This window comes from Enterococcus sp. GC34 (assembly GCF_040886645.1).
GTDB classification, from domain to species: Bacteria; Bacillota; Bacilli; order Lactobacillales; family Enterococcaceae; genus Enterococcus; species Enterococcus faecalis.
The window spans coordinates 71,683-97,025 of the sequence record NZ_JBFOEF010000008.1 but is presented as its reverse complement, the minus strand read 5'-3'; the positions used below and the strand labels follow the sequence as shown (position 1 = coordinate 97,025).

Sequence of the window (25,343 nt, the reverse complement as noted above, 5' to 3'; positions counted from 1 at the left end):
GAGAGTATTCGCTGCTGCGTTGCTCTCGCCTTCTTTCTATTGGAGGAAAGTAAAATGAAAAAATCGTCAAAAGTAGCACTTATTTTTGCATTTTTAGTTAGTATTTTTGTGCCAGTTGCGGCCTTTGCTGATGAGATTGGGGATGTAGTTGCCCCGACAGGAATCATGGCATTAGTTGTGATTATTCCATTGATTGTTGTTTTGGTTCTATTGTTTATGAAAGTCGATATGATTATCGCTGGTTTAATTGGTGGCGTCTTAGCGATGCTGATTGGTGGCATTGGACTAGAAGAAGCGAATAAACAGATGTTGGAAGCTATCCCAATGATGTTAGGAATTACCGTTCCCATCATTAATTCAGCTGTTGCGATGGCGGTCTTTAAAGCAGGTAGTTATTCAGCTGCATTAACTTTAGCCAAACGAGGCACAAAAGGAAAAGTCGAGTATGTTTCAGCTTTTATTGTTATCTTATTAGCCGCAGCCACATATATGTCAGGAATTGGTGGCGGAAGTGCGATGGTTATTGCGCCATTGGCCTTTGCTGCAGTTGGCGTTGTTCCTGAATTAATTGCAGCAATGTCTTTAGCTGCTGCGGTATCATTTACAACATCACCCGCTTCATTAGAATCAAGTATTGTTTCAAAATTAGGTGATATCAGTGTCGGTTCATATGTTTCAACCATGCGACCTTACTGGTTATTCTTCGTAGCATTAGCGATTGTTTTAGCCTTTTGGGGCACGAAACATAGAAATGTTGGCTTTAAAGAGTCGGCAGATGATGAATTTGATAAAAAGAGCAATGGTGAATTATTTAAAATTACCTTGCCAGCCATTTTCTTATTGTTTGCTGTAATTTTTGGACCAATTGTGAATGATTTAATTGGTTTTGCCTTCTTTACGCCACTTGTATACATGATTTTAACATTAGTTTTAATTTTCTTATGTACAGATTTCTCAATGAACAAATCTGTCGAAGCGATGGTAGATGGGTCTACATATATTTTGACTCGTTTATTCCAAGTAGGGATTTTCTTAGCCTTTATTAATGTTATTGCGGAAACAGGAACGTTTGCTGTCATCGCAGGTGTTGCTGAAAATGCACCAGCCTTTATTGTCGTGCCAGTTGCCATTTTAACAGGGATTTTAATTGGGATTCCAGCTGGGGCCTACGTAGGTTCTGTTTTAACTTTAGTGCTACCAGTTGCTGTATCGTTGAACTTCCCGCCGTTAGCATTAGGTTTTGTAGCAATGGGTGTTGGTTTAGGTAGTCAAATGAGTTTCGTTAATATTACTATGCAAGCTTTATCTTCAGGCTTCCAAATTCCAATTTTGGATGTAGTTAAAGGAAACGTGAAATGGTTAAGTATTGCCTCTGTACTATTATTAGTTATCGGTTTAATCTTTGGATAAAAAACAATTTAGGGAGTGGAAAACATGGATTTATTAATTAAACAAGTTCGTCTTCAAGACGGTGAAGCATTACAAGATGTAGCTATTAAAGAAGGAAAAATCATTGAAATCGCCCCAGTTATTACTGGCGATGCCAAAGAAGTCATCGAAGCAGATGGTCGTGTTTTAATCCCAGGTTTTGTAGAAAGCCATTTACATTTGGACAAGGCATTAATCGCTGATCGTAAACCAAATAAATCAGGTACGTTGAAAGAAGCAATTGAAGTAACCGCAGAATTAAAACCAACATTTACCGAAGAAGACATTTACGACCGTGCTAAACGTGCCTTAGAAATGTTAATCGTTCATGGAACCACGGCGTTAAGAACGCATGCAGAATTTGACCCAGCGCAAGGTTTTACTGGCTTCAAAACAATTATGCGTTTGAAAGAAGAATACAAAGAGTTAATTGACATGCAAGTAGTTGCGTTTCCGCAAGAAGGAATTTTTAAAGCCCCTGGAACAGAACAAATGATGTATGAAGCAATGGATATGGGCGCAGACGTTGTCGGTGGTATTCCTTATAATGATGCACCAGCGAAAGAACATATTGATTTAGTGTTTGAAATTGCTAAAAAATATGATAAAGATGTAGATTTACATCAAGATTTTGCCGATGAAGCTGATGATATGAGTATTGAATATTTATGTGAAAAAACTATCGCTGAAGGCTACCAAGGCCGTGTTTCAGTAGGTCACTTAACGGCATTGCACGCCTTACCTGAAGCAGAATTGGCGCCTATTATTGCAAAAATGGCGGAAGCAAATATTAGCGTGATGGCTTTACCAGCAACGGATTTACATTTAGGGGCTCGCGGTGATCAGTACAATGTTCGACGTGCGGTTACGCCAATCCGTAAATTACGCGATGGTGGCGTGAATGTCTGTATTGCTACAAATAATATTCGCAATGCTTTTACACCATATGGCACAGGGGATATTGTTCAAACAGCGATGCTAGCCATTCCTGTTGGGCACCTAGGTGGAGCGGATGACTTAAAAACAGTGCTACCAATGGTAACAACAAGTCCTGCACGTGCGATGGGACTAGAAGGATACGGTGTCGCAGTTGGGAATAAAGCAGATTTAGTCTTATTAGACACAAAAGTGGTTGAACATGCGATTATTGATATTCCAGAACGGTTATATGTTATTAAAAACGGCCGTGTTACAGTCAAGACAGACAAAAAAGTCGAAATCATTCGTTAAGAAAAAAATCAAAAAGCTCAAAAGGTTAGTTTGCGTAACTAACTTTTTGAGCTTTTTTTTGATAAAGGTAAAGCTAGAAAAGTGAAAATATGCTTTATTTATCTTGTTTTAGCTACATTTATCTATTAAAAAGTTTATTTTCAGGTTATTTTCGGTCGATTTTCCTTGATATATATAGAATCTTCAGGAAATGCTCCTGTCTGTTTAAAATTCGGAATTTCAGAAATTATTCTTTTTTGCTAAACTAGTTATAACTGGTTAGTAAAAAGAAGTATTGGACGAATAGCGCTGAAACAAGTGAATGATCCAAAATATAAAGAAAAATGAAACCGATATCACAAGACAAGACTGTTGCTGAAAATGGTAAGTGATCATTCTGCTAAGTTTAGTGTCTTACTATTTAGTTAACTAGGAATTATTGGATTGTTCTTTAGAAAGAAGGGACAATATGAAGCGAAGTAAATGGAAAGAATTGATAGTAATTGGCATTTGCCATGTATTAGTATCTTTGATACTAATACAGACAACTGTTATTGCAGAAACGTTGCAAAGTACAACGATAGGTGAACAAGTAAGAAAGGAAACCAATCATTCATTAAAAGCAGAAAAAGCTGAAAGCGAACAAGCACAGATAAAGGATAAACTGTACGATGAAGAACCACTAGTATTGCCAAAAAGTGAGCTAGACGACAATGAGGTTAACATTACAAGTCAAGCGGTTAGAGAAAGGATTGAGACACCTAACTTAACTTATCGTTATGGGTTTGTTAATGAAGAGGGGCAGCTAGCTAACGCCAATGAGGTTCTTCTGCAGTATCGTAGTTGGGAAGGCAACCCCCAAAAAGGCACAAATGTGTGGGAAGGAAAAAGTCAACTAGTGACAGCATCCACAGTGGCTAACCTAAAAGAAGTGGTAATTCCAAGTGAGAAAGTGGCTGTCTATTCAGACAAATCAACGGTACTTGCAGCGAGTAACCAAACATTTTTTTTGCCAAGATATTATGCCTCTTTAAGCTTGCGCAACAAGGACGGGGAAATTGATCCAAATTATCCGCTACCGACGATTTTCGACGCAGCAGGAAAACAGTATCCAACAGCAATTTCACAATTTGAATTGGAAAAATTGTCTGCGCAACAATATAGTTGGAAAACAGGAGTAACATTTAACATTAGCGAGAGTCAAAAAATAATCGTTCCTTTGCACAACCAAGTGAAGATTGATTCATCGAATCAATCTGGGCTATTGAATTACTTTGAATTTTCAGGGCCTGTTTACTATCATGTTATCAATCGAAAAGTGACAGAACATTTTGTGAATAATCATGGGAAAATAATTCCGCCGCCACCGGGGTTTAGACAAGGAAAGCAAACGCTTATTGAACGTGACCCTTACACCTTTAAACAGAACGGCCTTTTGCCAAGTAGCTATGAAATTGACTCAAAAACATATCAATTTCAAGGATGGTATAAAGGTAAAACGAGACCTGAAAATTTAGAAAAAAGCGTAACGCCCAGTTATGATATTACCTATGATGACAATGATGATTTAACTGTTGTCTATAAGGAGCTACCTCAAAAAAATTATACATTTGAGGATGTCAATGGTGTTGAAATTGCACCACCATCTGATTTTATTCAGGATCACCAACAACCAATGACTACGGATGGCTTTCGCTATTTAGCTGGAAAAAAACTGCCACAACAATACAGCGTTAACGGTAAAACTTATTTATATCAAGGTTGGTATCAAAATAAAACAAAACAAGAGAGCTTAGAAAAAACAAAACGACCAATAAACTCCCCTGTTTTTAATGAAATGAACGATATTACAGCAGTATATAAGGAAATAACTGCAAAAGCTGAAATGCAAATAGAAGGACTAGTCAAAGTCATGCCAAGTGGTTATATACAAATTTGGCAGATTATGCTTACAAATGTGGGAGAAGTACCGTTAAAAAAAATAAATTTAAAGCCAGCAAGTGGCTGGTCACCAGGTCTAGCTCGGCCAACCCAAGTCACGATTCGTGTTGGATCTGAACCAAACAAAATTGTTCCTATTACTGATGAAAATTGGCGAGTTGGCATTGCTTTAAATACGGAAGTGCCTATTGGTCAGACAGCAACTATTATGATGACAACAATTGCTATAGGTGAACCAGATCAAGTTTTACAAGCGGCTATTGAAATGAATGGAAATTTTTCTGCTGTTCACGCAGCTGATACTGTCAGAATCCAACCTAAAAATCAAGAAATTGTGGCACCAGATGAGGAAGGTTTTATCAGCACACCAACTTTTGAGTTTGGTAAAGTCGCCATTTCTAGCAACACGCAGCAACATGGTTTAAAGCAGGCAACAGATTATTATGAAAATGGTCAGGAAAATCCATATTTACGTTTGAAAAAATCACAACCCAATTGGGCACTAACTGCAGAACTATCCCCCTTTGAAGGAAGAGTGGATCAACTATCATCAATGACAAAGTTATTGTTAGGAATAACCAATGTTTCAGGTTTTATTCAGTACAATCAACTAACGGAAACTAAAGTTGCTCTTGGCAAAACAACCGCTATTCAATTAGTTGCCAACGGTGTAGCTAGCCATATTGTTGCCAATGGTCAGTTTGACGAAAGTGATGTTTATCAATTTGATTTTTCTTTTGATCAAATCAAATTAGAAATTCCAGCAAATCAGGGTAGAAGTGACCAGCATTATCAAGCAATCGTGACTTGGAATTTAGTGACAGGTCCATAAGTCCATAAAAAATAAATTGAATAGTTTGATCAAAAACATTGCATAGAAATAATAAAAGGCGGCTCAACGAAGCGGCCTTTTTCTTGGTTCATTACCAAAATATAACGAATTTTGTAACAAAAACGTTTGATAAAAAGAAGGAAAAATGATTAATTTTACGAAAAAAAGCATATATCGACAAAAAAGAAGCAAAATTTGAATAAAAAAAGAAAAAATATGAAAAAAAATCGAAGAATTGTTTAACAATTGAAAATGTGTGAAAACCAGTCATGACAAGGTATGAAAGCCTTACAAAAGGTAAGTTTACCTATTATGGAGAAAGAACGAGTGATCTGAAATGTTTTTGTAACATTTCTATTGCTTAATTGAAATATGGGTGTGGTAGAATGTTTTTGTCGTAAGAAAAGATTAAGATATTTTAAATAAACTTTAGAAATTAATTCGGAGGAATGACAAGTGAAGAAACGTCTATTTGCATCAGTATTACTATGTTCATTAACGCTATCAGCAATTGCTACTCCAAGCATCGCTTTGGCGGACAATGTTGATAAAAAAATTGAAGAAAAAAATCAAGAAATTTCATCATTAAAAGCAAAACAAGGGGATTTAGCTTCACAAGTATCTTCTTTAGAAGCAGAAGTATCTTCAGTATTTGATGAAAGCATGGCTTTACGTGAACAAAAGCAAACACTAAAAGCAAAATCAGAACAATTACAACAAGAAATTACAAACTTGAATCAACGTATTGAAAAACGTAACGAAGCAATCAAAAATCAAGCACGTGATGTTCAAGTTAATGGACAAAGCACAACAATGCTAGATGCAGTTTTAGATGCGGACTCAGTTGCAGACGCAATCAGCCGTGTTCAAGCTGTTTCAACAATCGTAAGTGCCAACAACGACTTAATGCAACAACAAAAAGAAGACAAACAAGCGGTTGTTGATAAAAAAGCTGAAAACGAGAAAAAAGTGAAACAACTTGAAGCAACAGAAGCTGAATTAGAAACAAAACGTCAAGATTTACTTTCTAAACAATCTGAATTAAACGTAATGAAAGCTTCATTAGCATTAGAACAATCATCTGCTGAAAGTTCTAAAGCTGGCTTAGAAAAACAAAAAGCAGCTGCTGAAGCAGAGCAAGCACGTTTAGCTGCTGAACAAAAAGCTGCAGCTGAAAAAGCCAAACAAGCTGCTGCAAAACCAGCTAAAGCTGAAGTGAAAGCAGAAGCACCAGTTGCCTCTTCATCAACAACAGAAGCACAAGCACCAGCAAGCTCAAGCTCAGCAACTGAATCAAGCACGCAACAAACAACTGAAACAACTACACCAAGTACAGATAATAGTGCAACAGAAAATACTGGCTCTTCTTCATCAGAACAATCTACAACACCAAGTGGTAGTGAAAGTAATGGCGAGGGAACAGTTACACCACCAACACCAGAACCAGATAAAAAAGATCCAATTCCAACACCACCACCAGCTACAGGTGATGTGACGCTTGACGCACTGAACGCTTTGCGTCAAAGAAATGGTTTACGTCCGGTTGTTTGGGATGCAGGGTTAGCTGCTTCTGCAACTGCTCGTGCAGCACAAGTTGAAGCAGGTGGCATTCCAAATGATCACTGGTCTCGTGGAGATGAAGTCATCGCAATTATGTGGGCGCCAGGCGAATCAGTAATCAATGCTTGGTTCTATGAAACAGGTATGTCTACTTCGACAGGGACGGGACATCGTGATTGGGAAATGAATCCAAGTATCACTCGTGTTGGCTTTGGTTATGTTGGTCAAACAATCGTAGGACACTCAGCCTAATCAGCAATGATAAAAATAGACGTAAGCAGCTTCTGAAAAGAAGCTGCTTTTTTCATTACTATTTCAACCATCTCCGTTGACAAATTTGCTAAACGTGGTATTCTAATTATAATCTAATAATTTCCGTTGAATAGGAAAGTAAGTACAAGACAGCTGGTAGAGAGACTTTGGTTGGTGAAAAAAGTTAGATGTCTGTATCGAAAAATGGCCTAGGAGGAATTTTTGTCGAAACGTAGGCAAAAACGTAATGTCTTTCGTTAACAAGACCGCTGATTATGATTGTCAGTTGAAGGGAAAGAGTCATCTTTCCGAAAAAAGGTGGTACCGCGATAATAATCGCCCTTTTACTAGTTACGGCTAGTAAAAGGGCGTTTTTTTATAAATAAAAATAGGAAAGAGTGAGGCAAATGAGTAGTCAGATTCCTTTTACAGTTGATCATGTGGGAAGTTTTTTACGTCCAGAAACAATTAAGAAAGCACGGAAAAAGGTCCAAGCAGGTGCTTTATCTCAAGCAGAGCTACGTCTTATTGAAGATGAAGAAATCAAAGCATTAGTAGCAAAACAAAAAGCTGGCGGCTTACGGGGAATCACAGATGGTGAATTTCGTCGCGGTTTTTGGCATATTGATTTCTTAGAAGGATTAAATGGCGTGACAGGCTATATTCCAGAAACGGGGTATAACCAAACCTTTCATGGAAAAGCAGCTCCGGCCTATAATATCCGCGTAGTGGATAAAATATCTTTTCCTGCGCAACATCCATTTTTAGATGACTTTTCATTTTTAAAAGAGGTGGTGGAAGTTGGTGATGGCACGGTAGCCAAAGCAACGATCCCTAGTCCGACCATGATTTTACGTCAAGAAATTTTATCCAACGACGGCACCTCGCGCATTCAAACAGTTTATCCAGAGATTGGTGCTTTTTATAAGGATTTAGCACAAACATATAAAGACGCAATTGCAGCCTTTTATGAGAGAGGTTGCCGCTATTTGCAATTTGATGATACAAATTGGGCGTTTCTAGCTGATCAGACAAAACAAGAAGAATTACGAGCAAAAGGAATACAGCCAGAAGAAATTGCACAAGTGTGTACCACGATTATTAATGAAGCCTTAGCTGGCAAGCCAGAAGATTTAACTGTAACCACACACATTTGCCGTGGGAACCATGCTTCGTCTTGGTTATTTTCAGGTGGTTATGAACCGATAGCAAAAGAATTATTTGCTACGAATTATGATGGTTTCTTCTTGGAATATGACTCAGATCGTGCAGGGGACTTTTCACCATTAAGACATTGGCAAAATAATGGCAGCAAAGTCGTTTTAGGTTTAGTTACTTCTAAGTTTCCTGAATTAGAGGACACTGAACAAGTGAAAGCGCGAATTCAAGAAGCCCAACAGTTTGTTCCTTTAGAAAACTTAAGTATTAGTCCGCAATGTGGTTTTGCTTCGACGGAAGAAGGAAATCGTTTGACGGAGGAAGAACAATGGCGCAAAGTTCAATTACTTCAAGAAATTGCTAGAGAAGTATGGTAAAAAACTGGGACATAAGTCTAAACGGCTTATGTCCCAGTTTTTTCATTGTATTATTTTAAATATTGATCTTTAGTAAAATTCGTGTGTTCATACTCGCCGTTGTCACCATAAAAGCGGTTATAGCGTTGTTTGAATTTTCGGAATAAATAAATGACTGTCACTTTAACTAGGCAATACATTGGAATCCCAAAAATAACGCCCATTAAACCAAACAGTTCACCCATAACTAACAAGACAAGTAAAATAGTAATCGGATGGACTTTTAATTTATCGCCCATCACACGAGGAATAACAAAATCTCCATGAATCAATTGGATGGCAAACCAGACGATAACAAATTTTACTACCATAAATGTGGAATCCTGAAAGGCAATAATCAATCCAGGAATAAAGGCAATAAATGGTCCAATATAAGGAATAATACATAAAATACCAGCAGCTAAAGCTAAAATGCTACCAAATTGTAAACCAATTAATAGAAAAGCTGGCCAATACATAATCCCTAAAACCAAGGAAGCAATGACTTGACCTTTTAGATAATCGCCAATTTGAATGTTGGCAATTTGGCTATATTCATCAAAATCAGGACGAAAAGCTGGGGGAATGATGCCTTTTACAAAGCGATAAAACTTTTCTTTGTCTTTTAAAAGGAAAAAGGCGATGATAGGTCCTGTAAACAAGGTTAGGAAAGTAGAAGAGACTGCAGAAAAGACGCTTCCCAGACCTTGTGCGCCTGTTTGTAGGTAATCCCCTGCAAAGTCTTTAAAGGAGTTTGCAAGTTTGCCCCAGAGCTGATTAATCGACTCATTAGCGGATTCTAAATCTTTTGCAAAAGGTGTTTTAGCCATAAATTCTTGTACTGTTTGGAGCGTGCTTTTCCAAAAACTTGGGAATTGTTTGATTAATTCTTCCGTTTGGTCTTGGATAATTGGGAAAAGTTGCAGTCCAGCTAACACTAGTAATGCAATAATTAAGACATAGAGAATCGCAATCGCCCAAACACGGGGAATTTTTTTCTCAAGGCGTTTCACCATTGGATTAAGCAAATAAAATAGAATAATACCAAAAAGTACCGGGCCTAAGACGGCACTAAAAATAACAAAAATTGGTTTAAAGATAAATGAAACAGTGTTGAATAAAAAGATAGTTACAGCAATTAGACAAAGGATAGTTAATGTGTAAAGTAAATTTTTCCCACCTAAAAAGCGGATCCACTTGGTACTTTCTTTATCCATAAGTTGCTCCTTTCGTTAAGCTTTATTTCTAAAATGACCAATAATTTCAATGACACCCATGAAAATCAGGATAAATCCAAAGACTTGCATCAAAACTAAGAGACTTTTGAAGGGGTTGAAAACTAAAACAGCTCCAGCGATTAAAACCAGAATACTGTAGATAAGCGCGCCTGTTTGACGAGTATTTAAAGCAAAAGTCAATTGAACGAGGCCGTTTATAACAATGCTAATCCCTAATAAAAACGGCAGAATCGAAACAATCACCGGTGCAAAAAATAAAAAGGCTACTGCTAAGACGACAAAGATTAAACCTGTTACGAAACCAAGCCCCCAGCTACCCGTTTGTTTTTTTATTTTGTAGTCATCATAAATATTAATTAACCCTAAAAGCATCAAATAACCAGCAATTAAATAACCGACGAACTGGAAGAAAGCACCGGGATTAAAGACAATGGCACTTCCGATAACGATAAAGACGGCGTCGCGCAATAGGGTATGGCGCCGAAAATTTTCTCTAAAAGTTTGGAACATAAAAATCCTCCTCAATGTTATTGTTTCTTTTATTCTAGCGGAAAAAAGAAAAAAGTGCGAGTGGTAGCTCTAAAAAGTGTTGAAAACTGTGTCTTTAGAAAAAATAACATTAAAAATTAAAAAAGTCTTACAAATGAGCGAAAATTGGCATATAATGGAAAGTGAAATTTTATTTTAAGAAGGAGAGATTTGATGGATTTATTACCTTTATTAGGCGTATTGATCGTCATTGTCGGCTTCGCATTGAAATTTGATGCTATCTTGATTGTGATGGTTGCTTTAATAGTGACGGCTTTTACTGGCGGGCTTGGTTTGACATCGATGCTAGAAACACTAGGAACAACCTTTGTGAATAATCGAGGCATGGCTATCTTTATTATTATTATGTTAGCAACAGGAACGTTAGAAAGAAATGGCTTGAAAGAGTCAGCGGCTACGTTGATTAAACGATTCAAAAAGGTATCTGCTGGTGTGATTATTGACATTTATGGTGTCTTTCGGATTATCTTCGCCGCTTTTAACGTAAGTTTTGGTGGGGTAGCAGGTTTTGTGCGTCCGATTATTTTGCCAATGGCGTTAGGAACAATTGAATCAAAAAATTTACCAATGGTGCCAGAGTATGAAGAAGAACTAAAAGGGATGGCTTCAGCCATGGAAAATATCTGTTGGTTCTTTGGTCAAGTTCTGTTTGTTGGTGGGGCTGGGGCATTGCTTGTTCAATCAACATTGAAAGATTTAGGCTATGAAGTGACATTAGGTAAATTGGCTTTAGTGGAAGTACCAGTCGCCTTAGTTGCCTTAATTTCGGCAAGTATTTACTTTACTTTAAAAGAAAAAAGATTACGTAAAAAATATTATGGACAGGAGGGACTGAAATGAGTTTTTTCACAGATCCAAGTATTGATTTGAGTGCAAAGTTATTGGAAGTCCTTTATATTTTTATGGGTATTATCTTGTTATATACAAGTTTTCGTAGTTTTCGTGATAAAACCAATCAACATGCGTATGGGACTAGTTTATTCTGGGGGATTTTAGGGATCTTAATCGGTTTTGGTCGGTTTATTCCACCAGTTGCCTGTGGCGTACTTATTTTTGTGATGACAATTCCGGCAATTCTTCAAAAAGTGACAAAAGGAGAAAGTCGCTTACCTTCGAAAGAATACATGGAAAAAATGTCTCAAAAATTAGGAATGAAGATTTTTATTCCCGCACTAAGTATCGGGGTTTTTGCAATTCTTTTTGCCACATTGACTACTTTAGGAGCTTTAGTCGGTGTCGGTGTTGGTGTCTTTGTAGCGATTTTCATCATGATGTTCTTTTCTAAAAATAATACGCCGAAAGTATTTTTTGATGATGCGGCGGAAATGTTAGAAACAGTCGGTCCGCTTAGTACGTTGCCAATGCTGTTAGCTTGTTTAGGTGCTGTTTTTACTAGCGCTGGTGTTGGTGAGATTATTTCGAAAGGAGTTAGTGCCGTAGTACCAGCAGGAAATGTCAATGTAGGGATTATTATTTATGCTGTGGGAATGGTTATTTTTACGGCTATCATGGGCAATGCCTTTGCAGCAATAACCGTGATGACAGTCGGAATTGGTGTGCCGTTTGTCTTTTCTTTAGGTGCAGATCCCGCATTAGTTGGGATGGTTGCCTTAACATGTGGTTTTTGTGGTACACTGTTAACACCGATGGCTGCGAACTTTAATATCGTACCTGTAGCCATGTTGGAAATGAAAGATAAGTACGGCGTCATTAAAAATCAATTGCCGATTGCACTTTTCATGTTAATTTTCCAAATTGTTTATATGATTCTATTCAAATAAGAAAGGATGATCGAAATGAAAGTTGTCGTTACTGGCTTTGATCCATTTGGAGGAGAAGCAATCAATCCTGCCTTTGAAGCAGTCAAAAAATTACCTGCTGAAATTGCAGGAGCTGAAATTATTAAAGTTGAGGTGCCAACTGTTTTTGGCACTAGTGGTGAAAAAGTGGCTGAAGCAATTGAAACCCATCAACCAGATATGGTGATTTGTGTTGGACAAGCAGGCGGCCGTCAAACAGTCACTGTTGAAAAAGTGGCGATTAATTTAGCGGAAGCGCGTATCCCGGATAATGCAGGACAACAACCAAGCAATGTGCCGTTGGTTGAAGATGGAGCAACAGCCTATTTTACAAATTTACCGATTAAAGCGATGGTAAAAAATTGTCATGACCATCAATTACCTGCAGCGATTTCTTATACAGCAGGAACCTTTGTATGTAATGATATTATGTATCACTTACTACACTTAATTAACACTAAATATCCAACTATTCGTGGCGGATTTATTCATGTTCCGTTCCTACCAGAACAAACAATTGATAAACCAACGTTTGCTTCTATGTCATTAGAAGCAATCACAGATTCTTTGTTCTATATGATTGAAGCAGCGGTAAAAACGCAAGAAGATATTCAACTACAAGGTGGCACAACCCACTAATTAACAGGCGCTTTCGTGAGAACGGAGGCGCTTTTCTATTTTTACAAAAAGAAAAAGTAATTTTTGTTGGCGTGTGAAAAAATTTTTTTATACTATTTTCGTTGACAAGTCGGTTTCTTCTTGGTATATTGAGATTCATAAATTATTAGCCCAGTAGGAAATAGATGTTTTGTTCAGAAAGTCGATGGTTGCTGCGAATCGATCAAGTCTATTTGTGAATTACACTAATAAGTAGTGACAATTACATAATACATAAGCGAGAAGCAAGTAAGCTTCTAATTAAGGTGGTACCGCGGAGAGATTCGTCCTTATTCTTTAAGGATGAATCTCTCTTTTTATGTAGCTTTAGGAGGCGTTTTCAATGAGTTGTGGAGGGGTTATTCGTTATCATAAGATCCTTTAATGTCAGAGTATTCAGAAAAAAGATTAGAGGAGAGTAACGAAATGAAAGAAAAACAGAAAAAGAAGACCGTGAGTGTTCGAGAAGCAAGTATCGTGTTATTAATTATTGTGGCAGCTATTGCAACAGGAGTAATTGGCTTAAAGATATCGCCAAATATTACTATTTTGTTTGTGATTGCATTGATTTTAGGCTACGCAATGTTTCGTAAAGTACCATTTGATCAAATGCATAAAGGGATTGTTGATGGCTTGAAGCCAGGGATTATTCCAATTTTTATTTTCATTTTAGTGGGTGCATTGATTGCCGTTTGGATTCAAGCAGGAATTATTCCAACGATTATGGTTTTTGGTTTTAAAATGATTAGTGTTAAATGGTTTGTGCCGTCAGTTTTTATTGTCTGTGCGATTGTCGGCAGTGCAGTAGGTAGTGCTTTTACAGTGATGTCAACAATTGGAATTGCCTTTTTCGGTATTGGCAGTACCTTAGGGTTAAATCCAGCTTTAGTTGTGGGGGCGATTGTTTCTGGTTCAGTTTTTGGTGATAAAATGTCGCCTTTATCAGAATCAACAAACTTAGCCGCAGCGATTGTTGAAGCGGATTTATTTAAACATATAAAAAACTTGATGTGGTCGACTGTACCAGCATTTATCGTCTCTTTAATCTTGTTTATGATTTTAGGGCAAACGTACGCGAATACAAGTCTGACAGAAGTAGTTCAAGTTATTCAAGTATTGGAAGACCACTTTACCATTTCCATTTGGTCATTGTTACCATTAGCCTTAATGTTAATCTGTGCTTGGCGCAAAATTCCAGCGATTATCACGATTTTGTTAAACATTATTGTGGCAGTAATTATGATTATTATTCAAAATCCGAAAGTATCGTTGCAGGCATTAGGAAACACGTTGGAAAATGGGTTTGTTTCTCAAACGGGGAACGCACAAATTGATCAATTATTAAGTCGTGGCGGAATTATGAGCATGATGCCGACTGTGGCACTTATTATTCTAACGTTGTCTCTAGGTGGCTTATTAATGGAATTAGGATTGATTTCTGCGGTCATGGAAGTTGTTTCGCAGAAAATGAGCAGTACACCGAAATTGATTTTATCAACGTTATTAACAGGAATTGGCGTAAATATTTTTATTGGTGAACAATTCCTATCGGTTATTTTACCAGGGAATGCCTTTAAAGAAGTTTACAAAAAAGAAGGTTTGGATCCGACTGTTTTAGGCAGAACCTTGGAGGATGGTGGGACGGTTATTAACTACCTCATTCCTTGGGGGATTGCAGGTAGCTTCGTAGCGGGGACCTTTGGCGTACCAACGTTGACTTACTTACCATTTGTTTTCTTTAGCTTATTATCGCCTGTCTTCTCAATGGTCAGTGCGTTTACTGGTTTAGGGATTAAGCGGTTATCAGCAGAACCTGTTACCGAAAAATAGGTTGATTAAAATAGAACAGTTGATGGGGAATACTGTAGTTTCTCTCTGTCAGTTGTTCTATTTTTCTTGTAAAAAAGGTTGCATTTTTAGAAAGAAACAGTTATAGTTGACTAGTCAATTGTTGACGAGTCATCTTTTTAAGGAGGAAACTATGTCGTTATCATTACGGGAAGTCAGCCAATTATTATGTCAGTTAAAGGTATTAGATCAAAAAATTACCAAAGTTTTTGAAGAGCAAGTTGGCTTGAGTTTGACTCGTTATGAGTTGCTGATGATTTTAAAAGAACGTCAGCCGTGTCTTCAAACAGAGATTCAAGAACACTTAAAAATCGATAGTGGTGCGGTCACTCGCCATTTGAAAATTTTAGAAGAGAAACAGTATGTGACACGACAGCGAAATCCAGAAAATAATCGGGAAGTGCTAGTGCATTTAACAGAAAAAGCACAACAAGAACTGCAGCAATGTACAGCCAAGCAACAAACGGTAACAGAAATTATTCCCAGTACATTTACAAAGGACGACTGTCGCCAGTTAAAAGAACTTTTGACAAAACTAGATCAAAGCATTACAACGAAAGAGGTATGATAGAATGACAACATATACAACGAATGATTTTTCAGAGATTGTTTTTGGCCGCAAATCGGTTCGGGTGTACGATGAAACCCATAAAATTTCTCATGAAGAAATGTTAACAATGATTCAAGAAGCGACCACCGCCCCTTCTTCTGTTAACATGCAGCCATGGCGTTTTGTCGTAGTGGAAAGTGAAGCAGGCAAAGAAAAATTAAAACCCTTAATTCGCTTTAATACGCGTCAAAATGAAACATCTTCTGCAATGCTCTTAATTTTTGGTGATCTAAACTGCCATGAGCGAGGAGAGGAAATTTACAATCAAGCTTATGCTAGTGGTAAAATGCCTAAGGAAGTGCGGGACCAACAATTAGCAGCCATTATTCCCCATTATGAAAGTTTAAGCAGAGAACAAATGAATGACATCGTAAAAATTGATGCGAGTTTAGCAGCTATGCAATTTATGTTAGTAGCCCGAGCTCACGGATATGAAACAAATCCAATCGGTGGTTTTGAAGCGGAAAAATTAGCCGAAACATTTGGTTTAGATCAAGAGCGCTATGTCCCAGTAATGATTTTATCTGTGGGTAAGGGCATGGAAACTGGTTATGAATCTGTTCGTTTAGCACCAGAAAAAATCACGACATTTGAATAGGCAATAAAAAATGACGGCGTACGCTTACATCAACCAACATTCTTAAAGAAAGTTGGCTAATGCAACAGCGATGCCGTCATTGTCGTTGGATAAAGTGACTTCCGTTGCGATGCTTTTAAGCTCGTCAACGGCGTTTTCCATAGCAATCCCCGTGCCGGCCCATTCCAACATTGTATAATCGTTGTGACCATCACCAAAAGCAATTACTTCTTCAGCAGCTATACCTAACTGTAGGGTTAGTTTTTCTAAAGAACGCGCTTTATCAATATTTTTTGCGGTAAATTCAAAATAGAAAGGAGCGGAAAAAGCAGCGGTGACGGTTTCTTTGAAAGGCGCGTAGATGGCCTCATGATATTTTTGTAAATAGGCGGGTTCACCAGCAATTAAAATTTTGTTCAAGGGAAAGTTTAGTCTGGCGGCTAAATCATGCCACTCACATAATTGAAAGTTGCCGCCCCGTGATTCATATTCAATAATATTAAAATCACCAGTCTCTAAATGTAAGGTGTGATGAAAAACATCATTGACATACATAAATGTTTCATCATTAATCATTGGAATTACGTCAAATTGTTTCAAATGCTCTAAAATTTGTTGACTCAATGACTTTGAAATTGTCTGGTTAAATAGTTGTTGCTGACTGCCATGATGGGTGACACAAGCGCCGTTATAGGAAAGTAAGTGTCCATTATAATGAGCCATCTCCAATTCATCTGCTAAGGGTCGCATACCGTTAGTCGGGCGGCCAGAAGCCAAAATCAGTGATAGGCCTTGTTTTTGTGCAGCTACTAGTGCTTGTCGCGTTTTTGGTGAAATCTTTTTTTCTGAAGTTAACAAGGTGCCATCAATATCCATTACAATTGCTTTGATTGCCATAATTGGCCTCCAATCCGAAGAGTTTCTTTCTTTTAGTATAAAAGTTTTTTCTATTAATGTAAACGGATTCTCTTGTGAGGTGTATAAAAGAATTATTTTACAAAAATCTATACTATTTTTTTGTGAAATTTCATATAATAGAAGTATTCTAATTATCTACATAGAGAGCGAGGGACAAGGAATATGAAGGAAAAAGAAATGCATTCGCTCTTTTTTAAACATAAGTTTGTGAAAGTAACTCCCTATTTACGTCGTTTTGGTCATCGTTTGAGTGGGATGATTATGCCAAATTTGAGTATTTTTATTGCGTGGAGCTTATTGTCTTTGGTGGCTGGCTATACGACCGGGAATCTACGGCTAGCTCTTTCTGAAGTCGAAACGATAATGATTCGAGTTGTTTTACCGATTTTAATTGGTTTTACAGGCGGAAAAATGTTCGAGGAACAACGTGGCGGCGTCGTTGCTGCTATTGCGACAGTGGGCGTGATTGTTTCCACAGATGTTCCACAGTTGTTTGGTGCTATGTTTATTGGGCCTTTAGCAGGATATACTTTCGCCAAAATTGAACAAATTCTCTTACCGAAAGTTAAAGAAGGCTATGAGATGCTGACTAAAAACTTTTTGGCAGGAATTGTGGGAGGACTGCTTTGCTGTTTTGGTATTCTGGTTGTAGCTCCTGCTGTTGAAAGCGCTAGTTTTTGGCTGTATCAATTTTCTTCTTGGTTAATTGAAGCCAATCTTTTACCATTGGTTCACGTTTTCTTAGAACCCTTAAAAGTGTTATTTTTTAATAATGCGATTAATCATGGCTTATTAACGCCTCTAGGTTTAGAAGGTGCTAGTCAAACAGGTCAGTCCATTTTATTTTTATTGGAAACAAACCCTGGACCAGGCGTGGGCGTTTTGGTTGCTTTTCTGCTGTTTGGTCCTGTAGGACAACGAAAAACAGCAGGAGGCGCCACCATGATTCAATTGATTGGGGGTATTCATGAAATTTATTTTCCGTTTGTTTTGATGGATCCGCGCTTATTTTTAGCAGTAATTGCTGGAGGAATGAGTGGTACGCTTGTTTTTCAAATATTTAATGTGGGGTTAAGCGCTCCTGCTTCGCCAGGTTCATTGGTTGCGATTTTAGCCAATGCCCCGACTGAGGCAAGGCTGGCGGTTTTTAGTGGAATTTTTGTTAGCTTTCTGTGCTCTTTTGCAATAGCAAGCTTGTTATTAAAACGTCAACGAGGAACTGAACCAGTTTCAATGATAAAGATGAAGGAGAAGGAGGAAGACCAAGTGAAAACAGCCACACCTAATTATCAGCAAATTTTATTTGTTTGTGATGCAGGAATGGGCTCAAGTGCCATGGGGGCTAGTTTGCTAAGCCGACAATTAAAAGCTGTGGACTTGGAGATACCTGTGACTTACCAGTCCGTTCATCAGATGAAGTGGCAGCCTAAGACATTAGTGGTCATTCAAGCAGAATTGAAACAGTTAGCACAAAAGTACGTCCCAGAAAAGGATATGGTGAGTGTTCAAAATTTTTTAGAAATTAAATCCTATTACCCGCAAGTTTTAGCCAAACTGACTGCTTCTTCTCAAGAGCAATCTTCACTTGGTTCAGAGTCTACTGAAACGAACCCGACAAAACAAATACAGAAGCTTGTTTTTTTATATGCCGAGAATGTTCGAGGATCGCAAACAATGGGAATGGAATTATTGCGGCAACAAGCGGCGAAACAAGGAGTCGCGATTGAAGTATCTAAAGAGCCACTGGAAACAGTCTTTTTTACCAAGGAGACAACCTACGTAGTGACTCGTGAACTGGCGCAAGCCTATCATTTAGATCTAACGCAACAAAATTTATACGTAGTTACTAGTTTTTTGAATAAGAAAGAGTATCAAGAATGGCTGGAAGGAGGAGCTGATAGATGTTTTTAACGACAAGAGAAACTGTTCTATTAACGGAATTAGTGAATAGTCCCACCCCCGTTTCAGTAAACCGTATGATGAATTTGTTAAAGGTTAGCCGCCGGACGGTATATCGTGAATTAGAAAATTTAGAAACCTCGCTAGCATCGATGGGCGCGACGTTGGAAAAAGTAGCTCGTGGGCGCTTTACGATTCAAGCAGATGAAGCAGCGATGACGGAAATTCAGGCTGCTATTTTAGGAGAAGAGACACAGGAACTTTCTACTTTGGCGCGGCAACATGCGATTTTATTGACATTACTTCAAACAAAAGAGCCAGTCTCTATGCATTATTTTCTGGAAACGTATTGTATTAGTAATACGACTTTTTATGCCGATATTAAACAATTAGAAACACGGATTGCTCGGATTCCGTTGACGATTTCTCGGAATCAAGGTTATGAAGTGACTGGTTCTGAAAAATATCGCCGTCTTCTAATGGCGAATATTCTAAGTATGGAAATTAATGAGTATCAATTTTTTCATTTTACCGAATTAACAACAAACGACCATTTTTTCTTTCAGTTTATTCATGCAGAACATTTAGCATTTGCACAAACAATTGTTCAGCCAGAAGTAGAAACTTTATTTCCAGCATTAAGTGATCGCAAATTACAACATTTGATTTTAATGTTAACAATTGCGATGGATCGAGTCACTGCAGGTTTTTATTTAGCTGATGAGACCTATACTGGGCAGATGAATAAGGCCTTTCTAAATTGTTCTAAACGACTTTTTTCAAAAGTCGCTGCTGAAACGAAACAACTATACGCTGTCAGTGAGATTGTTTTTTTTGCTAGCTTATTAAGTGATTTTTCTAATTCTTTTGATGAAGATTTTTTTGATGAACATTTTGACACTCAGCTGGCTTATGCAGTGAAACAACTGATTGAAGCAGTAAGTCAAGAAACGGAAGTTAATTTTTTCGAAGATACCAATTTGTATAAAATGTTGTTGACGCATTTATCAGGTGTTTTTTCGCGGGCGGTTTTACAAGAAGAAGATTTAACGAATCCCATTTTAGAACGGATCATGAATCAATATCAAGAAATAGCTGCGGCTTTACGCCAAGCGTTGCCGCAAATTTTTCCGCAAAAGAATCTATCGGAAGAGGAAATTGCCTACATGGTACTTCATTTTGCTAATTCTTTAGAACGGAGTCCCAAAATTATGGAAGTTGATATTGCTGGTTTTTCTCCTAGCGGTTTGGCTTCGACAAGTATGCTGGAAATGCGATTACGGCGCTACTTTCCTTTTATCAACCAGATTCATTTTTTTCGGATTGCGGATTTAGGTAAGGTGAATGTTGAGGAAAACTATGACTTAGTGATTTCCACTTCGTTATTACCAGGATACAATGGTAAATATAAATTGATCTCACCGTTACTTTTAGACGATGAAATCCACCAATTGAAAGAAGAGTTTAAGCGGATTAGTCACGAAAAACGCTCGCTTAGGAAAGCACCTGTGAAAAAAACAGGTGGCGAAGAAAGCTACGAAACAGTGGTCGCTTTCATGGAAGAAATTAGTAAACTATTAGAAACATTTTTCATAGCAGATTTAAATAATCAAGCGGATTTAGCAGAAACCGTTCAACAAGCTCTCGCGCAACTTTCCACAGATTTAATCACCGATAGTGCAATCGTCTGTCAGCAATTGATGAAACGTTACGAGCAAGCGCCTATTGGGATTCCTCAGACGGAAATGGCCTTATTCCATACCTCAAGTACAGCAGTGACACAGCCTGTTTTTTGTATTTTTAATTTGGCCCAGCCACTTATGATTGAAGGTATGGATAAAAAGCCGATGCAGTTGCAACGTATGTTACTCATGCTAGCGCCGATGCCGATTGATGAAACAATCGGGAAAATTTTAGGAAAAATCAGTGGTGCGATTATTATGAATGATTTAAATACAGAAATTTTTCATTCAGGAAATGAAGCCATTGTTTATCAGTTGCTTTCGTCATTATTAATTGAAGAAATGAAAGGCTAGGTGTTGAGAGATGTTTGAAATTACAGCGGAGCAAATAATGTTGAATCAATCGTATGCTAGTTGGGAGGAAGCACTTGCAGCTTCTGGTGAGTTACTGCTAAAAAATCAGTTGGTCACGCCTGACTATGTCAAAGCAATGTATCAACGCCAACAAAAAGTCAGCGTGTATATCGGTAACTTCGTGGCATTGCCTCATGCGGAAGGACAAGATGAACAAGTTTTAAAAGAAGGGATTTGCTTTATTCAAGTGCCTGATGGGGTCAACTTTGGTACGGAAGCAGATCGAAAAATAGCTACTTTGTTATTTGTTGTTGCTTTAAAAAGTCAACGGCAATTAAGCATGCTTCAAGAATTAGCTTTTTTCTGTTCAGATCTCGAAAACATTCAGCGGCTCAGTGATTGTCGAACAATAGATGACGCGCAAAAAATTCTGGCTCAAGCCTAAAGTTACGTCTGAAAAAAATCAATTCATTCTGAAATGTTCAATAATTATTGAAATAATTTTATATTAAAAAATAAAATATTTTAATTTAAGAGATTAAACAAAAAAGATAAGAAGATTCCTTGACAAAAAATAGGCCCTATGATAAATTTAAAGTAACTTGTGACAAAGTCGTGCATGGATGCACTAAAAAGACACCCTATCAGTAGTAGGGTGTCTTTTTTTGCTGTTTAGACAGCAGCGGCTGGAAGCAACTTGTTTATTCCTCGTTCTGTTTTTCCAACCAAATGGTTACAAGTTTCAGGACAATCCCGACAAAAATCGGCACAAGAATTTTTGTGACAATGTCGTACATGTGATGCACCTCCTTTCGAGGCAAGTCGCCAATTTGAGCATAGCATAAAAAGTTGTTCAATTATTATTAAAATTATTAGAAATGAAATAAACACGTGTTTTCTGGTTTTCGTAACTAGAGAACACGTGCTTTTTTCTTTCAACTTTTGGCACAATGGTTTGTGCCAAAGTACGACTTTTTCCAGATTAGGAAAGCGGATACAATTTAGTCAACAAGAAAAGTTACTTGAGAGAAGGGGAATAAAAATGGAACAAGTACCAGAAAAAAATAAAGTATCAATTAAAGCAAAAGTCCAAAGACTTGGCAGTACCTTATCTAGCATGGTGATGCCCAATATCGGGGCGTTGATTGCGTGGGGCGTTTTGACAGCGCTATTTATCCCAGATGGATATCTGCCAAATAAAGCCTTTGCCACGATGGTTGGTCCAATGTTGACCTATTTAATTCCATTATTAATTGGCTACACTGGTGGGAAAGTAATTGCAGGTGATCGCGGTGCCGTAGTTGGAGCAATTGCGACAATGGGCGTGATTGTGGGAACCGATATTCCGATGATGCTAGGTGCCATGATTATGGGTCCACTTGGTGGCTTTACAATTAAGAAATTTGATCAATATTTCCAACATCGGATTAAAGCTGGTTTTGAAATGTTAGTAAACAATTTTTCAGCTGGATTAATTGGTTTTGCGTTAGCTTTACTTGGGTTTTCAGCGATTGGACCAATTGTCGATGCGCTGACTGCTGCAATGGCACGTGGTGTGGAAATCATTTTAAATGCTCATTTGATTCCATTAACGAGTATTTTTATTGAACCGGCAAAAGTGCTCTTTTTAAACAATGCGATTAATCATGGCATTTTAACACCCTTAGGGACAGAACAAGTCTTATCGGCTGGCAAATCAATTCTTTTCCTATTAGAAGCAAACCCTGGTCCTGGGTTAGGTGTCTTATTAGCATTTATGTTTTTTGGAAAAGGTGCGGCAAAATCTTCTGCGCCGGGAGCAATAATTATTCATTTCCTTGGTGGTATCCACGAAATTTACTTCCCATATGTAATGATGAAACCGTTATTATTCTTATCGGTTATTGCAGGTGGTGCGACAGGTAGTTTGGTTTTCCAAACGTTAGATGCTGGTTTACGTGCGCCCGCTTCACCAGGCTCCATTATAGCTATTTTAGCGATGACACCAATGGGTTCTTACTTACCAGTTATTTTAGGTGTTTTGGCAGCAACTGCTGTTTCCTTTGCAGTATCCGCAGTCATTTTAAAAGCAGATGCGAAAGAAGAAAGTGATGAATTTGCCCAAAAAGTAAAAGAAACCCAAGCTGCTAAAGCAGCATCAAAAGGATTAACTGTCACAAATGGTAGTGCTTCATTGTCAGGAATTCAACAAATTATTTTTGCTTGTGATGCTGGGATGGGCTCTAGTGCAATGGGGGCGTCTATCTTACGGAAAAAGGTCCAAGAGGCTGGTTTAGTACAAACTGTGACGAATCGGGCCATTAATAATTTGACCGATGAGGGAAATACATTGATTGTCACACAAGCGGAATTGCAAGAACGGGCTAAACAGAAAGCACCTAATGCAACCTTTGTAGCAGTTGAAAACTTCTTGAACTCACCACGTTATGATGAAATTGTGGCTGAACTATCAGGTACCAAAGAAAAAAACGACGCACAACCAACAGCCTCCAAAGCAACACCTGCTTCTGAAATTGAGGGAGATTTAGCAAATGTCAATGAGATTCTTTTGGTTCACGATGATCGTGTCGGGTCAGCAACGATGGGAATGAAAGTCTTAGAAGAAATTTTAGATAAAGAGAAAATTTCAATGCCGATTCGAAAAATTAATATTAATGAATTAACTCAACAAACACAGGCTTTAATTGTCACAAAAGCTGAACTAACGGAACAAGCCCGTAAAAAAGCACCGAAAGCGACACACTTATCAGTAAAAAGTATGGTTAATCCCCAAAAATATGAAACAGTGGTTTCGCTCTTAAAAGAAAGTGCCTAGAGAGGAAGAAAACAATGGAAAATCTTACGAATATTTCAATTGAATTAAATCAACAGTTTAATACAAAAGAAGAAGCTATTCGCTTTTGCGGCGAAAAACTAGTCGAGGCAGGCTGTGTTGAGCCCGCTTATATCGAAGCAATGATTGAAAGAGACCAATTGCTATCTGTTTATATGGGGAATTTTATTGCCATTCCTCATGGAACAGAAGAAGCCAAAAAATTAGTGAAAAAATCAGGAATCTGTGTAGTGCAAGTCCCAGAGGGCGTTAATTTTGGTACCGAAGAAGATGAAAAAATTGCTACCGTATTATTTGGGATTGCCGGAGTCGGTGAAGAACATTTGCAATTAGTCCAACAAATTGCACTTTATTGTAGTGATATGGATAACGTGGTGCAACTTGCCGATGCATTAAGTAAAGAAGAAATAACAGAAAATTTAGCCATTGCTTAAAGGAGAGAATAAGAATGAATGCAGTACATTTTGGAGCAGGAAATATTGGACGCGGCTTTATCGGCGAAATTTTAGCTAAAAACGGGTTTCATATTACGTTTGTGGATGTTAATGAAACCATCATTCAAGCGTTAAAAGAACGTAAAAGTTATACAATTGAATTGGCCGATGCCTCACATCAACAAATTAACGTTGAAAATGTGACTGGGTTAAATAACATGACAGAACCAGAAAAAGTAGTAGAAGCAATTGCGGAAGCCGATTTAGTCACGACGGCGATTGGTCCTAATATTTTACCAAGAATTGCTGAATTAATTGCCCAAGGAATTGATGCACGTGCCGAAGCAAATTGCCAAAAGCCGCTGGATATTATCGCTTGTGAAAATATGATTGGTGGTTCAACCTTTTTAGCAGAAGAAGTGGCCAAATATTTGAAAAATCCAGCTTATGCTGAACAATGGATTGGTTTTCCTGATGCGGCGGTTGATCGGATTGTTCCATTACAAAAACATGAAGACCCACTTTTTGTTCAAGTTGAGCCTTTTTGTGAATGGGTCATTGATGATACCAACCGAAAAGCCAAAGAGATTCAGTTAGAAGGCGTTCATTACGTTGCTGATTTAGAGCCGTATATTGAACGAAAATTATTTAGTGTAAACACTGGCCATGCTACAGTTGCCTATACAGGGGCGTTGTTAGGCTATCAAACCATTGACGAAGCGATGCAGGACGCCTTAGTGGTAGCACAACTCAAATCAGTTTTGCAGGAAACCGGTAAACTTTTAGTGGCCAAATGGAATTTTGATGAACAAGAACATGCAGCCTATATTGAAAAAATTATTCAACGTTTCCAAAATAAATATATTTCAGATGCTATTACACGTGTAGCACGGACACCAATCAGAAAATTAGGTGCGCAAGAACGGTTTATTCGACCAATCCGTGAATTACAGGAACGCAATCTAGTGTCGCCGCATTTATTAGCAATGATTGGTATTGTCTTTAATTATCATGATCCAGAAGATGAACAAAGCCGTCAATTACAGGAAATGCTTGACCAAGAAAGTGTTGATACAGTGATCGCTGAAGTAACGGGCATTGAAGATCCAGAAACGGTTAAAAATATTAAACAAAACGTAGAACGCTATGCGCGACCACAAGTAGCATAAT

At 37.9% G+C, this 25,343-nt stretch carries 22 protein-coding genes and 1 other annotated feature; of the genes, 17 read left to right on the top strand and 5 right to left on the bottom strand.

All coding sequences use genetic code 11. From position 1 onward, the window contains the following. Positions 1–54 precede the first annotated feature (54 nt). The 3 genes from AB3I72_RS09680 to AB3I72_RS09670 all read left to right on the top strand — a co-directional run bounded on the left by AB3I72_RS09680 (position 55) and on the right by AB3I72_RS09670 (position 5,410). Entirely contained in the window at positions 55–1,410 is a 1,356-nt protein-coding gene (locus tag AB3I72_RS09680; RefSeq protein WP_010707871.1) for a hypothetical protein, read from the top strand. Between the two features lie 24 nt (positions 1,411–1,434). Continuing rightward, positions 1,435–2,658, top strand: a complete 1,224-nt coding sequence (locus AB3I72_RS09675) for an amidohydrolase family protein (RefSeq protein ID WP_002389547.1) — start codon at positions 1,435–1,437, stop codon at positions 2,656–2,658. 448 nt (positions 2,659–3,106) lie between these two features. Beyond that, positions 3,107–5,410 (top strand): WxL domain-containing protein, encoded by a 2,304-nt coding sequence (locus tag AB3I72_RS09670; RefSeq protein ID WP_368023879.1) that lies wholly within the window; start codon positions 3,107–3,109, stop codon positions 5,408–5,410. A 91-nt stretch (positions 5,411–5,501) separates the two neighbouring features. On the opposite strand, the gene AB3I72_RS09665 is transcribed toward AB3I72_RS09670, so the two are convergent. Next, a complete protein-coding gene (locus tag AB3I72_RS09665; RefSeq protein WP_086281391.1) occupies positions 5,502–5,681 on the bottom strand; it encodes a hypothetical protein in 180 nt (59 codons plus the stop codon). Between the two features lie 185 nt (positions 5,682–5,866). Here AB3I72_RS09665 and AB3I72_RS09660 point away from each other — a divergent pair, with 185 nt between their 5' ends. After that, positions 5,867–7,222, top strand: a complete 1,356-nt coding sequence (locus AB3I72_RS09660) for a CAP domain-containing protein (RefSeq protein WP_368023878.1) — start codon at positions 5,867–5,869, stop codon at positions 7,220–7,222. Positions 7,223–7,339: 117 nt separating this feature from the next. Beyond that, positions 7,340–7,569: a binding site (T-box leader), on the top strand. Between the two features lie 60 nt (positions 7,570–7,629). Continuing rightward, positions 7,630–8,757, top strand: coding sequence for a 5-methyltetrahydropteroyltriglutamate--homocysteine S-methyltransferase (locus tag AB3I72_RS09655; RefSeq protein WP_368023877.1), 1,128 nt, complete (start codon positions 7,630–7,632; stop codon positions 8,755–8,757). A gap of 50 nt (positions 8,758–8,807) precedes the next feature. Here the strand turns inward: AB3I72_RS09655 and AB3I72_RS09650 are convergent, their stop codons facing one another. Both AB3I72_RS09650 and AB3I72_RS09645 read right to left on the bottom strand, forming a co-directional pair. Beyond that, positions 8,808–9,992, bottom strand: coding sequence for an AI-2E family transporter (locus AB3I72_RS09650; protein WP_002355262.1), 1,185 nt, complete (start codon positions 9,990–9,992; stop codon positions 8,808–8,810). 15 nt (positions 9,993–10,007) lie between these two features. Then, positions 10,008–10,523, bottom strand: coding sequence for an HdeD family acid-resistance protein (locus AB3I72_RS09645; RefSeq protein WP_002381189.1), 516 nt, complete (start codon positions 10,521–10,523; stop codon positions 10,008–10,010). A gap of 189 nt (positions 10,524–10,712) precedes the next feature. Between AB3I72_RS09645 and AB3I72_RS09640 the strand changes: the two genes are divergently transcribed. From AB3I72_RS09640 to AB3I72_RS09615, 6 genes are all read left to right on the top strand, one after another. Further along, positions 10,713–11,402 carry a DUF969 domain-containing protein gene (locus AB3I72_RS09640; RefSeq protein ID WP_024797200.1) on the top strand — a complete coding sequence of 230 codons (690 nt, stop codon included), beginning with the start codon at positions 10,713–10,715 and terminating at the stop codon, positions 11,400–11,402. Then, a complete protein-coding gene (locus AB3I72_RS09635) occupies positions 11,399–12,343 on the top strand; it encodes a DUF979 domain-containing protein (RefSeq protein WP_002355267.1) in 945 nt (314 codons plus the stop codon). The genes AB3I72_RS09640 and AB3I72_RS09635 overlap by 4 nt, the downstream gene beginning before the upstream one ends. A 15-nt stretch (positions 12,344–12,358) precedes the next feature. After that, complete coding sequence (gene pcp, locus AB3I72_RS09630) at positions 12,359–13,000, top strand: pyroglutamyl-peptidase I (RefSeq protein ID WP_368023876.1); 642 nt, start codon at positions 12,359–12,361, stop codon at positions 12,998–13,000. 402 nt (positions 13,001–13,402) lie between these two features. Next, on the top strand, positions 13,403–14,848 hold the full coding sequence (nhaC, locus tag AB3I72_RS09625; RefSeq protein WP_002383673.1) for a Na+/H+ antiporter NhaC: 1,446 nt from the start codon (positions 13,403–13,405) through the stop codon (positions 14,846–14,848). Between the two features lie 151 nt (positions 14,849–14,999). Then, positions 15,000–15,434, top strand: coding sequence for a MarR family winged helix-turn-helix transcriptional regulator (locus AB3I72_RS09620; protein ID WP_002362972.1), 435 nt, complete (start codon positions 15,000–15,002; stop codon positions 15,432–15,434). Positions 15,435–15,438: 4 nt separating this feature from the next. Beyond that, the gene (locus AB3I72_RS09615; RefSeq protein ID WP_002358386.1) at positions 15,439–16,074 is read left to right on the top strand and encodes a nitroreductase family protein; all 636 of its coding nucleotides are present in this window, start codon (positions 15,439–15,441) and stop codon (positions 16,072–16,074) included. Between the two features lie 42 nt (positions 16,075–16,116). Here the strand turns inward: AB3I72_RS09615 and AB3I72_RS09610 are convergent, their stop codons facing one another. Further along, entirely contained in the window at positions 16,117–16,950 is an 834-nt protein-coding gene (locus AB3I72_RS09610; protein WP_368023875.1) for a Cof-type HAD-IIB family hydrolase, read from the bottom strand. A gap of 183 nt (positions 16,951–17,133) precedes the next feature. Here AB3I72_RS09610 and AB3I72_RS09605 point away from each other — a divergent pair, with 183 nt between their 5' ends. From AB3I72_RS09605 to AB3I72_RS09595, 3 genes are read left to right on the top strand one after another with little or no spacing between them, the layout of a single operon-like run. Continuing rightward, a complete protein-coding gene (locus AB3I72_RS09605; protein WP_368023874.1) occupies positions 17,134–18,882 on the top strand; it encodes a PTS transporter subunit EIIC in 1,749 nt (582 codons plus the stop codon). Continuing rightward, complete coding sequence (locus AB3I72_RS09600) at positions 18,873–20,906, top strand: BglG family transcription antiterminator (protein WP_368023873.1); 2,034 nt, start codon at positions 18,873–18,875, stop codon at positions 20,904–20,906. Before AB3I72_RS09605 ends, AB3I72_RS09600 begins: the two co-directional genes overlap by 10 nt. 10 nt (positions 20,907–20,916) lie before the next feature. Beyond that, on the top strand, positions 20,917–21,351 hold the full coding sequence (locus tag AB3I72_RS09595; RefSeq protein WP_368023872.1) for a PTS sugar transporter subunit IIA: 435 nt from the start codon (positions 20,917–20,919) through the stop codon (positions 21,349–21,351). 256 nt (positions 21,352–21,607) lie between these two features. On the opposite strand, the gene AB3I72_RS09590 is transcribed toward AB3I72_RS09595, so the two are convergent. Continuing rightward, complete coding sequence (locus AB3I72_RS09590; protein WP_122975133.1) at positions 21,608–21,703, bottom strand: type I toxin-antitoxin system Fst family toxin; 96 nt, start codon at positions 21,701–21,703, stop codon at positions 21,608–21,610. A 245-nt stretch (positions 21,704–21,948) separates the two neighbouring features. Between AB3I72_RS09590 and AB3I72_RS09585 the strand changes: the two genes are divergently transcribed. The 3 genes from AB3I72_RS09585 to AB3I72_RS09575 are packed head-to-tail and all read left to right on the top strand — an operon-like array spanning position 21,949 to position 25,342. Beyond that, on the top strand, positions 21,949–23,721 hold the full coding sequence (locus tag AB3I72_RS09585; protein WP_002405272.1) for a PTS mannitol-specific transporter subunit IIBC: 1,773 nt from the start codon (positions 21,949–21,951) through the stop codon (positions 23,719–23,721). 14 nt (positions 23,722–23,735) lie between these two features. Next, on the top strand, positions 23,736–24,173 hold the full coding sequence (locus AB3I72_RS09580) for a PTS sugar transporter subunit IIA (RefSeq protein WP_002355279.1): 438 nt from the start codon (positions 23,736–23,738) through the stop codon (positions 24,171–24,173). A gap of 14 nt (positions 24,174–24,187) precedes the next feature. After that, positions 24,188–25,342, top strand: a complete 1,155-nt coding sequence (locus AB3I72_RS09575) for a mannitol-1-phosphate 5-dehydrogenase (RefSeq protein WP_002355280.1) — start codon at positions 24,188–24,190, stop codon at positions 25,340–25,342. Position 25,343 lies beyond the last annotated feature (1 nt).

Excerpts from the sequence above, each read along its gene's own strand:
- AB3I72_RS09680 (WP_010707871.1), top strand. The coding sequence starts at position 55 with ATGAAAAAATCGTCAAAAGTAGCACTTATTTTTGCATTTTTAGTTAGT.
- AB3I72_RS09675 (WP_002389547.1), top strand. The coding sequence starts at position 1,435 with ATGGATTTATTAATTAAACAAGTTCGTCTTCAAGACGGTGAAGCATTA.
- AB3I72_RS09670 (WP_368023879.1), top strand. The coding sequence starts at position 3,107 with ATGAAGCGAAGTAAATGGAAAGAATTGATAGTAATTGGCATTTGCCAT.
- AB3I72_RS09665 (WP_086281391.1), bottom strand. The coding sequence starts at position 5,681 with ATGACTGGTTTTCACACATTTTCAATTGTTAAACAATTCTTCGATTTT.
- AB3I72_RS09655 (WP_368023877.1), top strand. The coding sequence starts at position 7,630 with ATGAGTAGTCAGATTCCTTTTACAGTTGATCATGTGGGAAGTTTTTTA.
- AB3I72_RS09650 (WP_002355262.1), bottom strand. The coding sequence starts at position 9,992 with ATGGATAAAGAAAGTACCAAGTGGATCCGCTTTTTAGGTGGGAAAAAT.
- AB3I72_RS09645 (WP_002381189.1), bottom strand. The coding sequence starts at position 10,523 with ATGTTCCAAACTTTTAGAGAAAATTTTCGGCGCCATACCCTATTGCGC.
- AB3I72_RS09635 (WP_002355267.1), top strand. The coding sequence starts at position 11,399 with ATGAGTTTTTTCACAGATCCAAGTATTGATTTGAGTGCAAAGTTATTG.
- pcp (WP_368023876.1), top strand. The coding sequence starts at position 12,359 with ATGAAAGTTGTCGTTACTGGCTTTGATCCATTTGGAGGAGAAGCAATC.
- nhaC (WP_002383673.1), top strand. The coding sequence starts at position 13,403 with ATGTCAGAGTATTCAGAAAAAAGATTAGAGGAGAGTAACGAAATGAAA.
- AB3I72_RS09620 (WP_002362972.1), top strand. The coding sequence starts at position 15,000 with ATGTCGTTATCATTACGGGAAGTCAGCCAATTATTATGTCAGTTAAAG.
- AB3I72_RS09615 (WP_002358386.1), top strand. The coding sequence starts at position 15,439 with ATGACAACATATACAACGAATGATTTTTCAGAGATTGTTTTTGGCCGC.
- AB3I72_RS09610 (WP_368023875.1), bottom strand. The coding sequence starts at position 16,950 with ATGGCAATCAAAGCAATTGTAATGGATATTGATGGCACCTTGTTAACT.
- AB3I72_RS09605 (WP_368023874.1), top strand. The coding sequence starts at position 17,134 with ATGAAGGAAAAAGAAATGCATTCGCTCTTTTTTAAACATAAGTTTGTG.
- AB3I72_RS09600 (WP_368023873.1), top strand. The coding sequence starts at position 18,873 with ATGTTTTTAACGACAAGAGAAACTGTTCTATTAACGGAATTAGTGAAT.
- AB3I72_RS09595 (WP_368023872.1), top strand. The coding sequence starts at position 20,917 with ATGTTTGAAATTACAGCGGAGCAAATAATGTTGAATCAATCGTATGCT.
- AB3I72_RS09590 (WP_122975133.1), bottom strand. The coding sequence starts at position 21,703 with ATGTACGACATTGTCACAAAAATTCTTGTGCCGATTTTTGTCGGGATT.
- AB3I72_RS09585 (WP_002405272.1), top strand. The coding sequence starts at position 21,949 with ATGGAACAAGTACCAGAAAAAAATAAAGTATCAATTAAAGCAAAAGTC.
- AB3I72_RS09580 (WP_002355279.1), top strand. The coding sequence starts at position 23,736 with ATGGAAAATCTTACGAATATTTCAATTGAATTAAATCAACAGTTTAAT.
- AB3I72_RS09575 (WP_002355280.1), top strand. The coding sequence starts at position 24,188 with ATGAATGCAGTACATTTTGGAGCAGGAAATATTGGACGCGGCTTTATC.